At 66.0% G+C, this 14,055-nt stretch carries 12 protein-coding genes and 1 other RNA gene; all 13 read right to left on the bottom strand.

Going from position 1 to position 14,055, the window contains the following annotated elements:
- Position 1: 1 nt before the first annotated feature.
- Positions 2-961 (bottom strand): D-alanine--D-alanine ligase, encoded by a 960-nt coding sequence (locus LT948_RS19090; protein WP_003145876.1) that lies wholly within the window; start codon positions 959-961, stop codon positions 2-4.
- Positions 958-2,400 carry a UDP-N-acetylmuramate--L-alanine ligase gene (gene murC / locus LT948_RS19085; protein ID WP_003094121.1) on the bottom strand — a complete coding sequence of 481 codons (1,443 nt, stop codon included), beginning with the start codon at positions 2,398-2,400 and terminating at the stop codon, positions 958-960. Before murC ends, LT948_RS19090 begins: the two co-directional genes overlap by 4 nt.
- Positions 2,393-3,466 (bottom strand): undecaprenyldiphospho-muramoylpentapeptide beta-N-acetylglucosaminyltransferase, encoded by a 1,074-nt coding sequence (gene murG, locus LT948_RS19080; protein ID WP_003103107.1) that lies wholly within the window; start codon positions 3,464-3,466, stop codon positions 2,393-2,395. The genes murC and murG overlap by 8 nt, the downstream gene beginning before the upstream one ends.
- Positions 3,456-4,655, bottom strand: a complete 1,200-nt coding sequence (gene ftsW / locus LT948_RS19075; protein WP_003094125.1) for a putative lipid II flippase FtsW — start codon at positions 4,653-4,655, stop codon at positions 3,456-3,458. Before ftsW ends, murG begins: the two co-directional genes overlap by 11 nt.
- Entirely contained in the window at positions 4,655-6,001 is a 1,347-nt protein-coding gene (gene murD, locus LT948_RS19070; RefSeq protein ID WP_033995392.1) for a UDP-N-acetylmuramoyl-L-alanine--D-glutamate ligase, read from the bottom strand. Before murD ends, ftsW begins: the two co-directional genes overlap by 1 nt.
- A 13-nt stretch (positions 6,002-6,014) precedes the next feature.
- Complete coding sequence (mraY, locus tag LT948_RS19065; RefSeq protein WP_003094129.1) at positions 6,015-7,097, bottom strand: phospho-N-acetylmuramoyl-pentapeptide-transferase; 1,083 nt, start codon at positions 7,095-7,097, stop codon at positions 6,015-6,017.
- Entirely contained in the window at positions 7,097-8,473 is a 1,377-nt protein-coding gene (locus LT948_RS19060; RefSeq protein WP_033995390.1) for a UDP-N-acetylmuramoyl-tripeptide--D-alanyl-D-alanine ligase, read from the bottom strand. The genes mraY and LT948_RS19060 overlap by 1 nt, the downstream gene beginning before the upstream one ends.
- Complete coding sequence (locus tag LT948_RS19055; RefSeq protein ID WP_003094133.1) at positions 8,466-9,929, bottom strand: UDP-N-acetylmuramoyl-L-alanyl-D-glutamate--2,6-diaminopimelate ligase; 1,464 nt, start codon at positions 9,927-9,929, stop codon at positions 8,466-8,468. The genes LT948_RS19060 and LT948_RS19055 overlap by 8 nt, the downstream gene beginning before the upstream one ends.
- A complete protein-coding gene (gene ftsI / locus LT948_RS19050; RefSeq protein WP_003094139.1) occupies positions 9,929-11,668 on the bottom strand; it encodes a peptidoglycan D,D-transpeptidase FtsI in 1,740 nt (579 codons plus the stop codon). Before ftsI ends, LT948_RS19055 begins: the two co-directional genes overlap by 1 nt.
- The gene (ftsL, locus tag LT948_RS19045; RefSeq protein WP_003094142.1) at positions 11,665-11,958 is read right to left on the bottom strand and encodes a cell division protein FtsL; all 294 of its coding nucleotides are present in this window, start codon (positions 11,956-11,958) and stop codon (positions 11,665-11,667) included. Before ftsL ends, ftsI begins: the two co-directional genes overlap by 4 nt.
- Positions 11,955-12,896: a 16S rRNA (cytosine(1402)-N(4))-methyltransferase RsmH gene (gene rsmH, locus LT948_RS19040; protein ID WP_019485797.1), complete on the bottom strand. Its 942-nt coding sequence runs from the start codon at positions 12,894-12,896 to the stop codon at positions 11,955-11,957. Before rsmH ends, ftsL begins: the two co-directional genes overlap by 4 nt.
- 2 nt (positions 12,897-12,898) lie before the next feature.
- Entirely contained in the window at positions 12,899-13,354 is a 456-nt protein-coding gene (gene mraZ, locus LT948_RS19035; protein WP_003103101.1) for a division/cell wall cluster transcriptional repressor MraZ, read from the bottom strand.
- Between the two features lie 314 nt (positions 13,355-13,668).
- An RNA gene (gene rnpB / locus LT948_RS19030) (RNase P RNA component class A) lies at positions 13,669-14,018 on the bottom strand.
- Positions 14,019-14,055: the final 37 nt, after the last annotated feature.

The raw sequence follows: 14,055 nt of genomic DNA, 5'->3' as shown, positions 1-14,055 counted from the left end.
CTTATCCCCTCGCCTCGCGGCTATCGGCCAGGATCGCCAGCACCAGTTGCTGGAAATCCAGGCCGGCGGCCCGCGCGGCCATAGGCACCAGGCTGTGGTCGGTCATGCCCGGTGCGGTGTTGACTTCAAGCAGCCAGAAACGCCCTTCGGCGTCCTGCATCACGTCCGCCCGCCCCCAGCCCTGGATGCCCAGGGCGTCGCAGGCGCGCGCGGTGAGTTCCTTCAGCTCGCGTTCCTTGGCCTCGTCGAGACCGCAGGGCACCTGGTAGCGGGTATCGCTGGCCAGGTACTTGGCGTCGTAGTCGTAGAAGGTGTGCGGCGTGCCCAGGCGGATCGCCGGCAGCACCTGCCCGCGCAAGGTCGCCACGGTGAATTCCGGGCCGCTGATCCACTGCTCGACCAGCACCTGCGAGTCGTAGCGGGCCGCTTCGCGCCACGCCGCGATCAATTCGTCGAGCCCGCCGACCTTGGCCATGCCGATGCTCGAGCCTTCGTGAGCCGGCTTGACGATCAGCGGGAAACCCAGTCGCTGCGCCGCTTCGCGGCAGTCATCCTCGTTGGCCAGCACCGCGTAGTCCGGGGTCGGCAGGCCGAGGCTGAGCCAGACCCGCTTGGTCCGCAGCTTGTCCATCGCCAGCGCCGAGGCCAGCACGCCGCTGCCGGTGTAGGGAATGCCCGCGCACTCGAGCAGGCCCTGCATGCTGCCATCCTCGCCGCCACGACCGTGGAGAATGATGAAGGCACGGTCGATCTTCTCCTCGACCAGGCGTTGCAGCAGGTCTTCGCCGACATCGATGCCGAAGGCATCGACCCCGGCGGCCAGCAGGGATTGCAGGACCATCGCGCCGGACTTCAGCGACACCTCGCGCTCGGCGCTCTTGCCGCCGAACAGCACGGCGACACGGCCGAACGCCTTGGGATCCTGGGTGCCGTTCAGCAGGCTATCGAGGCAAAGGTTCATGCGCCCTTCCCTCCCTTGCCGGCGAACAGCGGGTTCTTGATCAGTTGCGGGGCCAGGCCGCCGACATCGCCAGCGCCCTGGCAAAGCAGGATGTCGCCAGCGCGCAGCAGCGGTTTGACCAGCGGCGCCAGGTCGGCGTCGCGCTCGAAGTAGATCGGGTCAAGCTGGCCGCGCTGGCGGATGCTGTGGCACAGCTGGCGGCTGTCGGCTCCCGGGATCGGCTCTTCGCCGGCCGGATAGACCTCCATCAACAGCAGCACGTTGGCTTCGCCCAGCACCTGCACGAAGTCTTCGTACAGGTCGCGGGTACGGGTATAGCGATGCGGCTGGTAGACCATCACCAGGCGACGCTCCGGCCAACCGCCACGGATCGCCTTGATCACCGCGGCGACTTCGCGCGGATGGTGGCCGTAATCGTCCACCAGCATCACGCTGCCACCCTCGACCTGCAGCTCGCCGTAGACCTGGAAGCGCCGGCCTACGCCCTGGAAGCCGGACAGCCCCTGGACGATGGCTTCGTCGGAGATGCCCTCGTCGGTAGCGATGACGATGGTCGCCAGGGAATTCAGCACGTTGTGCAGGCCGGGCATGTTCACCGAGACGTCCAGCGGCTCGCGCTCCGGGCGCAACACGGTGAACCAGGTGCGCATGCCTTCCTGGCGGATGTTGATCGCGCGCACGTCGGCGTCTTCGCTGAGGCCGTAGGTCACGGTCGGGCGGGCGATCTGCGGGAGGATCTCACGCACAACCGGATCATCCACGCACATCACCGCCAGTCCGTAGAACGGCAGGTTGTGGAGGAACTCGACGAAGGTCTTCTTCAGCTTGTTGAAGTCGCCGCCGTAGGTCGCCATGTGGTCGGCGTCGATATTGGTGACCACCGCGACCATCGGTTGCAGGTGCAGGAAGCTGGCGTCGCTCTCGTCGGCCTCGGCCACCAGGTAGCGGCTGGCGCCGAGCTGGGCGTTGGTCCCGGCGGCGTTCAGCCGGCCGCCGATGACGAAGGTCGGGTCCAGGCCGCCGGCGGCGAACACCGAGGCGATCAGGCTGGTAGTGGTGGTCTTGCCGTGGGTGCCGGCTACCGCGATGCCGTGCCGGTAGCGCATCAGCTCGGCGAGCATCTCCGCACGCGGCACCACCGGAATCCGCCGTTCCAGGGCCGATGCCACTTCCGGGTTGGCCCGGTTGATGGCACTGGACACCACCAGCACGTCGGCGCCGTCGGCGTTTTCCGCCTGGTGGCCGATGAAGATCTGCGCGCCGAACTTCTCCAGGCGCTCGGTCACCGCCGAGGCCTTGAGGTCCGAGCCGGATACCTCGTAGCCGAGGTTCAGCAGCACTTCGGCGATCCCGCACATACCGGCGCCGCCGATGCCGACGAAATGGATGCGGCGGATACGGCGCATGGTCCGGGTGACGCCATTCGGTTCTTTAACCACGGGCCACCTCCAGGCAGGCATCGACCACCGTCCGGGTAGCCTCGGGTTTCGCCAGGCTGCGTGCCTGGTCTGCCATGGAGCGCAGGGTTTCGGGATGCATCAGGACCTCGGACAGCTGCGCAGCCAGTTCGGCCGCGCCGGTAGACTTTTGCGGCAGCAGGCGGCCGGCGCCGCTGCGTACCAGGAATTCGGCATTGCGGGTCTGGTGATCGTCGATCGCGTGAGGCAACGGCACCAGGAAGGCGGGCAATCCCGCCGCCGTCAGCTCGCTGACGGTCAGCGCGCCGGCGCGACAGATCACCAGGTCGGCCCAGGCATAGGCCGCGGCCATGTCGCTGATGAAGGGCGCGACGTCCGCTTCGACCGCCACTGTGCGATAACGCTCGGCGGTAATCTCGGCATGCTGACGACCGGCCTGATGGCGGATTGCCGGACGGATTTCCAGCGGCACCTGCGCCAGGGCCTCTGGCAACAGCTTGTTCAGCGGTTCCGCGCCAAGGCTGCCGCCGAGCACCAGCAGATTGACCCGACGGCCGGTCAGCGGCGCGCGGGCGTGCGCGTCGAGGAATAGCTCGCCGCGCACCGGATTGCCGGTGGTCAGACGCTTGTCACTGGCCGGGAAGGTATCCGGGAATGCCTCGCAGACGCGCCTGGCGATCGGCGCCAGGCTGCGGTTGGCGGTGCCGGCCACGGCGTTCTGCTCGTGGATCACCAGCGGCACGCCGTTGAGGCGCGCAGCCAGGCCGCCCGGGCCGGTGACATAGCCACCCAGGCCGAGCACGCAGACCGGCCTCAGCTGGCGGATCACCCGCAGCGCCTGGAACAGCGACTTGAGCAGCTCCAGCGGCGCCTTGACCAGCGACTTCAGGCCCTTGCCGCGCAGCCCGCTGACCTGGATCAGGTGCAACGGCAGGCCGGCCTTGGGTACCAGGTCATTCTCGATGCCGCGCGGCGTCCCCAGCCAGTGCACGGCATAGCCGCGCGCCTGGAACTCCCGCGCACAGGCGAGCGCCGGGAACACGTGTCCGCCGGTGCCACCCGCCATGATCAGGACATTACCTTTCATCGGCAAAGTCCTCTTCGTTGAACTCATATTCCTCGCTACCCAGGTGGGTTCGCCGTTCCCATTCGATGCGCAGCAACATCCCCAGACAGGCACAGCAGATCACCAGCGAACTGCCGCCGTAGCTGAGGAACGGCAGGGTCAGGCCCTTGGTCGGCAGCAGGCCGACGTTCACCCCGATGTTGATCAGGAACTGGCCGATCCAGAGGAAGGCCAGGCCGTAGGCCACGTAGGCGGAGAAGAACTGCTTGGCCTGCTCGGCCCAGATGCCGATGTACAGCGCGCGCAGGCTGACGAACACGAACAGGGCGACGGTCGCCAGGGCGCCGACGATGCCCAGCTCCTCTGCAAGCACGGCGAAGACGAAATCGGTGTGCGCCTCCGGCAGGTAGAACTGCTTCTGGATGCTGTTGCCCAGTCCCATGCCCAACCAGCCGCCGCGGCCGAAGGCGATCAGCGCCTGGCTCAACTGATAGCCGGCGCCGAACTGGTCGGCCCAGGGGTCGGTGAAGTTGGTCAGGCGTGCCATCCGGTAGGGCTGGGTCTGGATCAGCAGGACCACCGCGCCGACCGCCAGCAGCACCATCAGGCCGAAGCGGAACAGCCCCACCCCGCCGAGGAACAGCATGGCCGCGGCAGCGCCCATCATTACCACGGTGGCGCCGAAGTCCGGCTCGCGCAGCAGCAGGCCGGCCATCGGCAGCAACACCACGAAGGGCTTGAAGAAGCCCATCCAGCTTTCCCGGACCTCCTGCTGGCGGCGGATCAGGTAGCCGGCCATGAAGATCACCACGCAGACCTTGGCGATCTCCGAAGGCTGGATGTTGAACAGGCCGAAGCCGATCCAGCGCATCGAGCCGTTCACCTCGCGGCCGATACCGGGGGTGATCACCAGCACCAGCAGGCCGAAGGCGACCAGCAACAGCTTCCAGCCCCAGCGCTGCCAGGTGGCCATCGGGACCATCATGGTCAGGCCGCAGGAAATCAGGCCGATCACCAGGTAGATCAGGTGACGGACGGAGAAGTACAGCGGGTTGCCCGACTGCGCCGCCGCCACCTCGGAAGAGGCGGAAGTCACCATCACCAGGCCGAGGCCGAGCAGCGCCAGGCAACCCGCCAGCAGCGGGAAGTCCAGGTCGATGCCGTGCCGGCTCAACAGCGGCGACGGGAAGGGGCGCAACACCGACAGCATCACGCTAGCTCCTCTACGGCTTTGGCGAACAGGCGTCCGCGTTCTTCGAAGTTCTTGAACATGTCCAGGCTCGCGCAGGCCGGCGACAACAGCACCGCATCGCCTTCGCGGGCCAGCTCGGCGGCCTGCCGGACTGCTTCGTCCAGCGTTGCGACGCGCACCAGCGGTACCGCGTTGCCCAGTGCCTGGGCAATCAGCCCGGCGTCACGGCCAAGCAGTACCACCGCCCGGCAGAAGCGCGCGACCGGCTCGCGCAGGTCATGGAAATCGGCGCCCTTGCCGTCTCCGCCGGCGAGCAGCACCAGCTTGCCGTCGATGTCGGCACCCAGCCCCTCGATCGCCGCCAGGGCGGCGCCGACGTTGGTGGCCTTGGAATCGTCGTAGTAGCTCACGCCCTGCCGCTCGCGTACCCACTGGCAGCGATGAGCCAGGCCGGAAAACGCCTTCAGCGCGCCGAGCATGGCGTCGAACGGCAGGCCGACCGCATGGCCCAGCGCCAGCGCGGCGAGCGCGTTGGAATAGTTGTGGGCGCCACGGATCTTCAGTTCGCCAACCGGCAGCAGCTTGTCGAACTGGAACGCCAGCCACTTCTGGCCGTCTTCCTCGATCAGGCCGAAAGCCTTGAAGTCCGGCTTGTTCAGGCCGAACGACCAGCACGGCACGGTATCGGCGATCAGCGGTCGGGTCAGGGCATCGGCGCGATTCACCACGACCTGGCGGGCACCGCGGAAGATCCGGTGCTTGGCCAGGTGGTAGTCAGCCATGCCGTCGTAGCGATCCATATGGTCTTCGCTGACGTTCAGCACAGTCGCCACCTCGGCGTTGAGGCGATCGCAGGTTTCCAGCTGGAAGCTCGACAGCTCCAGCACGTACAGCTCGATGTCGTCGGCCAGCAGGTCGAGCGCCGGGGTGCCGAGGTTGCCGCCGACGGCGACACGCTTGTCCGCGGCCACCGCCATTTCGCCCACCAGGGTGGTCACGGTACTCTTCGCGTTGGAACCGGTGATGGCGACGATCGGGGCCTTCGTCTCGCGGGCGAAGAGATCGATGTCACCGGAGATGCGCACGCCTTTCGCGGCGGCCTGTACCAGCGCAGGGGTGCGCAGCGACAAGCCGGGGCTGACATAGAGTTCGCGGGCGGAGCAGAGGAACTCGGCGTCGAGTTCGCCGCAACGCACTTCCACCTGCGGATACTGGGCACGCAGGGTGGCCAGCTCCGGCGGGTTCTCTCGGGTATCGACCACGGCGAAAGGCAAGCCGCGGCGCGCCAGGTAGCGCACCAGGGACATGCCGCTCTTGCCGAGGCCGACAACGATGCGGAAGTGGTCGGAGGCGATCAGGCTCATGCTCTCTTCGTCCTCAACGCAGCTTCAAGGTGGCGAGGCCGATCAGCACCAGGATCACGGTGATGATCCAGAAGCGCACGATCACGCGCGGCTCCGGCCAGCCTTTCAGTTCGAAATGGTGATGGATCGGCGCCATACGGAAGACGCGGCGTCCGGTCAGCTTGAAGGAAGCGACCTGGATCATCACCGAGAGGGTTTCCATGACGAACACCCCACCCATGATGAACAGCACGATCTCCTGGCGCACGATCACCGCGATGGTGCCCAGCGCGGCGCCCAGCGCCAGCGCGCCGACGTCGCCCATGAAGACCTGCGCCGGATAGGTGTTGAACCAGAGGAAGCCGAGGCCGGCGCCGACCAGCGCGGCGCAGAACACGATCAGCTCGCCGGCGCCCGGTACGTTGGGAATCAGCAGGTACTCGGCGAACTTCACGTTGCCCGACAGGTAGCAGAAGATGCCCAGCGCGCCGGCAACCATTACCGTCGGCATGATCGCCAGGCCGTCGAGACCGTCGGTGAGGTTCACCGCATTGCTCGAACCGACGATGACGAAGTAGGTCAGGACCACGAAGAAGATGCCCAACTGGATCTCGACGCTCTTCAGCATCGGCACGATCAGGGTAGTCTCGATCGGGGTTTCGGCAGTCATATAGAGGAACACGGCGGCGCCGATGCCGAACACCGACTGCCAGAAGTACTTCCAGCGGCTCGGCAGGCCGCGGGAGTTCTTCTCGATCACCTTGCGGTAGTCGTCCACCCAGCCGATGGCACCGAACAGCAGGGTAACGACCAGCACCACCCACACGTAGCGGTTGGAAAGATCCGCCCACAGCAGCGTGCTGATGGCGATGGCGGTAAGGATCAGGGCGCCGCCCATGGTCGGGGTGCCCTTCTTCGACAGGTGCGACTGCGGACCGTCGTTGCGCACGGCCTGGCCGATCTGGCGGATCTGCAAGGTACGGATCATCCAGGGCCCCAGCCACAGCGACAGCGACAGCGCAGTGAGCACGCTGAGAATGCCGCGCAGGGTCAGGTACTGGAAGACGCCGAAGCCCTTGTAGAACTGTTGCAGGTATTCGGCCAGCAGCAGGAGCATTAGTGACTCTCCTCGGAGGAACCGCACAGCGCCGCGACGACTTTGTCCATCGCCGCGCTGCGGGAACCCTTGATCAAAATGGTGGTTGTCGGTTGTTCGGTGGCCAGCGCCCCGATCAGGCTGGCCTGGTCGGCGAAGTGCCGGCCCGTGGCGCCGAACGCCTGTACGGCGTGGGCCATCAGCGGTCCGACCGCATAGAGCGCGGACACCTTGCCAGCGGCGTAGGCGCCCACCTCGCGGTGGGCCTGCTCGGCCCAGGAACCGAGTTCGCCCATGTCTCCGAGGACCAGGACGGTGCGCCCGGAAAAGCCGCTCAGTATATCAATCGCCGCCAGCATTGACGCGGGGTTGGCGTTGTAGCTGTCGTCTATCACACGCAGCCCGCTGGCGGTCAGTTGCGCTACCGCGCGGCCCTTGACCGGTTGCAGCGCCTGCAGCCCGGCGACGATCCCACCCAGCGGTACGCCCAGTGCATGGGCGGCAGCGGCGGCAGCCAGGGCATTGGCGACATTGTGCCGCCCCAGCAGGTTGAGCTGGACCTGCGCTTCACCCGCTACGCCCTGCAGCCTGAAGCCCATGCAGCCGCGCGCATCGCGCTGCAGATCGGCGGCGCGGAAATCGGCCTGGGGCCGGTCGAGGGAGAAAGTCAGCAACGGACGGCCGCTGGCACGGGCCTTCCAGGTGTCGAAGGCCTTGTCGTCCAGGTTCAGCACGGCGGTGCCGTCGGCGGCCAGCCCTTCGAGTATCTCGCCCTTCGCCTCGACGATCTTCTCCGGTCCGCCGAACTCGCCGACATGGGCGGTGCCGGCATTGGTGATGATCGCCACGTGCGGGCGGGTCAGCTCGACCGTGTAGGCGATCTCGCCGATGCGCGAGGCGCCCAGTTCGATCACTGCGCTACGGTGCTGCGGCGCCAGTTGCAGCAGGGTCAGCGGTACGCCGAGGTCGTTGTTCAGATTGCCACGGGTAGCCAGCACCGACTCGGCATCGCCGGCCTGGGTACGCAGGATGCTGGCGAGCATCTCCTTGACCGTGGTCTTGCCGCTGGAGCCCGTCATGGCCGCCAGCGGGCCGGTGAACTTGCGCCGGTTCAGCGCGCCCAGTCGCCCCAGGGCCGCACGGGTATCGCGCACCAGCAATTGCGGCAGGGGCGCGTCGGCGACTTCGCGCTCCACCAGCGCAGCCACCGCGCCCTTGGCGGCAACCTCGGAGAGATAGTCGTGGCCGTCGAAACGCGGCCCACTCAGGGCAATGAACAGTTGGCCGGGCCCGATGGCGCGACTGTCGGTGGAAACCGCCGAAAAGACGGCGTCCTCGCCGATCAGGCGGGCGTCCAGCGCGACCGTCAACTGGCTGAGGCGAAGAGGCTCAAGCATGCGGCACCTCCCAGGCGGCCAGGGCGCGCTCGGCCTGCTCGATGTCGGAGAACGGATGGCGTACGCCGTCGATCTCCTGATAATCCTCGTGACCCTTGCCAGCCAGGAGCACCACGTCATCCACCGCAGCGGAAGCGATCAGATGGGCGATCGCCTCACCGCGCGACGGCAGGAAGGTAACCTTGTCAGCGGCAGCGAAGCCTTTGCGGATATCGGCGATGATCGCCGCACTGGCCTCGGTGCGCGGGTTGTCGTCGGTGACCAGCACCCCATCCGCCAGGCGTTCGGCGATCGCAGCCATCAGCGGACGCTTGCCGGCATCGCGATCGCCGCCGCAGCCGAACAGGCACAGCAGGCGCGCGGCCGCGTGCGGACGCAGGGCCTCCAGGACTTTTTCCAGGGCGTCGGGAGTATGCGCGTAGTCCACCACCACCAGCGGCTTGTCGCCGCCTCCCAGGCGCTGCATGCGGCCGACCGGCCCCTGCAGTTGCGGCAAGGTGCGGAGGATATCGCCCAGGGGATAACCCAGGCCAAGCAACGCACCGACCGCCGCCAGCAGGTTGCTCAGGTTGAAGCGGCCGAGCAACGGGCTGCGCAGCAGGCCCTCGCCGTGCGGAGTGACCAGTGCCGCCTCGATGCCGGCGTCGCCGAAGCGCGCTTCGCGGCAATAGAGGAACGCCGAGCTGTCGGTGAGGCTGTAGGTGATCAGCTCCGAGTCCTGTTCCTCGCCGGCCAATCGACGGCCGAAATCGTCGTCCAGGTTGATCACCCGGCAGCGCAGGCCCGGCCAGGCGAACAGCTTGGCCTTGGCGGCGGCATAGGCTTCCATCGAACCGTGATAGTCGAGGTGGTCGCGGGACAGATTGGTGAACACCGCGATATCGAAACCGAGCGCCGCCACGCGGCCCTGGTCGAGGCCGTGGGAAGACACTTCCATCGCTACCGCGCGGGCGCCAGCCTGCTTCAGCGTGGCCAGAGTGGCCTGCACCGCGAGCGGGTCCGGCGTGGTGTGCCGGCCGCTCTCCAGGGCGCCGTAGAAACCGGTGCCGAGGGTGCCGACGATGCCGCAGCGCTCGCCGAGCAGATCCAGGGCCTGGGCCACCAGTTGGCTGACGCTGGTCTTGCCGTTGGTGCCGGTGACGCCGATCAGGTCCAGCCCGCGGCTCGGCTCGCCGTAGAAACGCCCGGCGACCGCCGACAGTTGTGCGGCCAGCCCCTTCACCGCGATCAGCGGCGCATCGCTGGGCGGCAGCTCTCCGGCGCCTTCCGCCTCGTAAGCCACGGCAGCCGCGCCCTTGGCCAGGGCATCGGCGATGTGCGCGCGACCATCCTGGCGCCCGCCCGGCACCGCCAGGAACAGGTCGCCCGGACGAACGCCGCGGCTATCCAGGGTCAGCTCGCGGATCAGCAGATCGCGCTCGGCCTGGGGAAACAGTTGGTTCAGGCTCATAGGCATCAGCCACGCCCTCCTTTTGCGGGCGCAGCATTGACCTGCTGCTGTTCGGTGGCCGTCGGCAGGTTATCCGGCGGCACGTTCATCAGGCGCAGCGCGCCAGCCATGACCTTGCTGAACACCGGCGCCGACACCAGGCCGCCGAAGTAGCCCGCCTTGCTCGGCTCGTCGATCACCACGACCATCGCGATGCGCGGATCGGTGGCCGGGGCGAAACCGGCGAACAGCGAGCGATAGGCGTTTTCCCGGTAGCCCTTGGTGCCGACCGAGACCTTGCGCGCGGTCCCGCTCTTGCCGGCGGCGTGGTAACCCGGCACCTGGGCGCGGAACACCCCGCCCTGGGCCTCGACCACTTGTTGCAGCATGCCCTGCACGGTGGAAGCCACTTCCGGCGAAATCACCTGCACGCCATCCGGCACGCGGTCGACTCGGGTCATGCTCAGCGGCACGCTCTTGCCGTCGTTGGCCAGGGCCGCATAGGCATGCGCCAACTGGATCGCGGTGACCGAGAGACCGTAGCCGTAGGCCAGGGTCGCGGTTTCCGCCTTCGGCCACTTGCGGTGGTTGGGCAGGTTGCCGACGCGCTCGCCGGGGAAGCCCAACCCCGTGTCCTGCCCGAGGCCGACCTGTTGCATGACCGAGTAGATGGATTCGGCGCCGATGTCGAAGGCGATCTTGCTGATGCCGACGTTGCTCGACTTGATCAGGATGCCGGTGAGATCGAGTTGCCGCGAATTGCGCGATACGTCGCGAATGGTGTAGCGGCCGATCTGCAGGGTGCCCGGGTAGACGTCGACGATATCGCTGGGTTTCCAGCGCCCGCTGGCCAGCGCCGCGCTCATCGAGAACGGCTTGACCGTCGAGCCCGGCTCGAACACGTCGATCATCGCCCGGTTGCGCATGGCCGCCGGCTGCAGGTTACGACGATTGTTCGGGTTGTAGGTGGGCTGGTTGGTCATGGCCAGGATCTCCCCGGTCTTCACGTCCATGATCACCAGGCTGCCGGCCTTGGCGCCGTTCTCCAGCAGAGCGTTGCGCAGTTCGCGATGAGCCAGGTACTGCAGGCGCAGGTCGATGGACAGCGCCAGGGTCTTGCCCGGCTTGGCATTCTTGGTGACCTGCACGTCCTTGATCACGCGGCCACGGCGATCCTTGAGCACCTGGCGCTTGCCCGGCACGCCGGCCAGCCATTCGTCGAAAGCCAGCTCGATACCTTCGCGACCACGGTCGTCGACATCGGTGAAGCCGACCGCATGGGCCACCACTTCGCCAGCCGGGTAGAAACGCCGAAACTCCTCGATGGAGTACACGCCCGGCACCTTCAGGGCGATCACACCTTCGCCCTGTTCCGGGGTCAGCCCACGGACCAGGTAGATGAACTCGCGCTCGGCGTTCTGCTCGATGCGGTCGGCGAACAGCTTGGTATCCTGCCCGAGCGCCGCCGCCAGTTGCGGCCAGCGTTCCTTGGCGGTCATCAGCTCCTTGGGGTTGGCCCACAGGGTGGTGACCGGGGTGCTCACCGCCAGCGGTTCGCCGTTGCGGTCAGTGATCAGGCCCCGGTGCGCAGGGATGGCGATATGCCGCACGCTACGCGCGTCGCCCTGGCCCTTGAGGAAGTCATGGTCGATCACGTGCAGGTCGACGATTCGCCAGACGATGGCGCCGACCATCGCCAGCAGCAGGCCGACGATCACGCAGAACCGCCATGGGTAGAGAGCGCCCTGGAAATAATTCAGTTTCATGGCGCCACCATCCTGACCTCGGCCGGGTCGGGAACGCGCATGCGCAACTGTTCCACCGCCAGGCTTTCGATACGGCTATGGGCGGTCCAGGTGCTCTGCTCGAGAATCAACCGGCCCCACTCGGCCTGCGCCTTGTCGCGCACACTCAGCTCGGAATACAGCGAGTTGAGCAGTTGCCGGTTCCAGTAGGTGCTGTAGGCCACGGCTATCGCCGAGAGCAGCAGACCTATATAAAGCAGCAACATGAGGAAGCTGCCGGTAGGCAGGCGCTTGACGAAGAGACGGCTCATCTCAGCTTCTCCGCCACGCGCATGACCGCGCTGCGCGAGCGCGGGTTGGCCTTGAGTTCTTCTTCCGAAGCGTACTGCGGCTTGCCCAGCAGCTTCAGGCGCGGTTCGAAGACCTTGGAACGGATCGGCAGGTCGCGCGGCAGGTTGTCCGCCTCGCCCTTGGCGTGCTTGCGCATGAACAGCTTGACGATGCGGTCTTCCAGGGAATGGAAACTGATCACCACCAGGCGGCCGCCGACGGCCAGCGATTCGAGCGCGGCGTCAAGGCCGCGCTCGAGATCGCCCAATTCATTGTTCACATGGATGCGCAGGCCCTGGAATGCGCGGGTCGCCGGATTCTTACCCTTCTCCCAGGCGGGGTTGGCAACCGTGATCACTTCGGCCAGATCGGCGGTCCGTTCGAACGGGCGCTCCTGGCGGCGCTGCACGATGGCGCGGGCCATCCGCTTGGCGAAGCGCTCTTCGCCATATTCCTTGAAGACCCGGGCGATTTCCTCTTCGGCGGCATTGGCGATGAACTCCGCTGCGCTGATGCCCTGGCCGGGATTCATGCGCATGTCCAGGGGACCATCGTTGAGGAAGCTGAAGCCGCGCTCGGGATCGTCGAGTTGCGGCGACGACACGCCAAGGTCGAGCAGGACGCCATCGACCCGCCCTTCGAGACCGCGTGCGCGCACCTCATCGCCCAGTTCGGCGAACGAGCGCTGCACAATGACGAAGCGGCCGTCTTCGGCCGCCAATGCTTTTCCTGTCTGGATGGCCTGGGGATCTTTGTCGAATCCGAGCAGGCGTCCCCCGGTGCCCAGTTTCTCGAGCAAGGCTCGACTATGGCCCCCTCTTCCGAAGGTACCGTCCAGATAGCAGCCGTCCTCCCGCGGGGCCAGTGCGGAAACGGCCTCCTCGAGCAGAACGGTGATATGGCGGTAGGTGGCATTCATAGTCAAAGGATCAGGTCGCGTAGTTCGTCCGGCAGCCCACCGGGTTGTTTGATTGCCGCCAGGTCGGCTTCAGCCATGGCGTTCCAGGCATCCTCATCCCACAACTGAAACTTGTTCAGTTGCCCCACCAGCATCGCCCGCTTGTCCAGCTTGGCGTACTCGCGCAGGCGCGGCGGAATCAGGAAACGCCCGTTTCCGTCCAGTTCCAGATCGACGGCATTACCGATCAGCAGCCGCTGCAGGCGCCGCGTTTCTTCTCGCAAAGAAGGCAGCTCGCGCAGCTTGGCTTCGATCAGTTCCCATTCGGGCAAGGGGTAAACGGTGAGGCAGGGGTCGACTGCGTCGATAGTGACGATGAGCTGGCCGGCACAACGCGAAACGAGCTCGTCACGATACCGACTCGGCATCGCGAGGCGCCCTTTGGCGTCAAGACTTATGGCATTAGCTCCGCGAAACACGTCAGCGCTTCCCCTGTGGTTGGCTTTCCATGCCAATTGATCCCACTTTTACCCACTTCATACCACTTCTGCACACTATAGAAATCCACACTCCCCACCGTCAAGGCGCGTCAGAAGTGAAAAATCCTTACAGGACGGAGATTTAGCGTGCTTTTGGAAGGTTGCGGAGCGCTTTTAGAAGTAAAAGAGATGACAAAACACAATAAGTCCAAAGTCTTAGCCTTCGAACTTAAAGTGATTTATCAAGAGTTGCGGCTTTTCGCTTTTGCGACGGACGGATAAAACCGGGAAAAAGCGAAGAGAGTGGGAAGAAGTGGGAGAGTCGATCTATAAGCCGGGTTCTGTCGAGGACAGCCATTCCTCTGGGACGCACATCACTGTACGCCTCAAGCGACCTACCCGAATCCAACGCGGGCCGCGCCAATGGATTCCTATTTGGTCTTGCTCCGAGTGGGGTTTACCTAGCCACGCACTGTTGCCAGCCGTGCGGTGCGCTCTTACCGCACCTTTTCACCCTTACCGGCGCTGTTGCGCTTAGGCGGTTATTTTCTGTGGCACTTTCCGTAGGCTCGCGCCTCCCAGGCGTTACCTGGCACTCTGCCCTATGGAGCCCGGACTTTCCTCCACCGCGCTATTGCGCGACAGCGACTGTCCAATCGACTCTCCGCCGACAAGGTTAGCGGGAGCAGGCGCGAAGAACA

Origin of the sequence: Pseudomonas sp. CP-1 (genome assembly GCF_021213715.1) — a bacterium.
Classification (GTDB): domain Bacteria; phylum Pseudomonadota; class Gammaproteobacteria; order Pseudomonadales; family Pseudomonadaceae; genus Pseudomonas; species Pseudomonas aeruginosa.
This window is presented reverse-complemented; position numbering and strand designations above follow the sequence as displayed.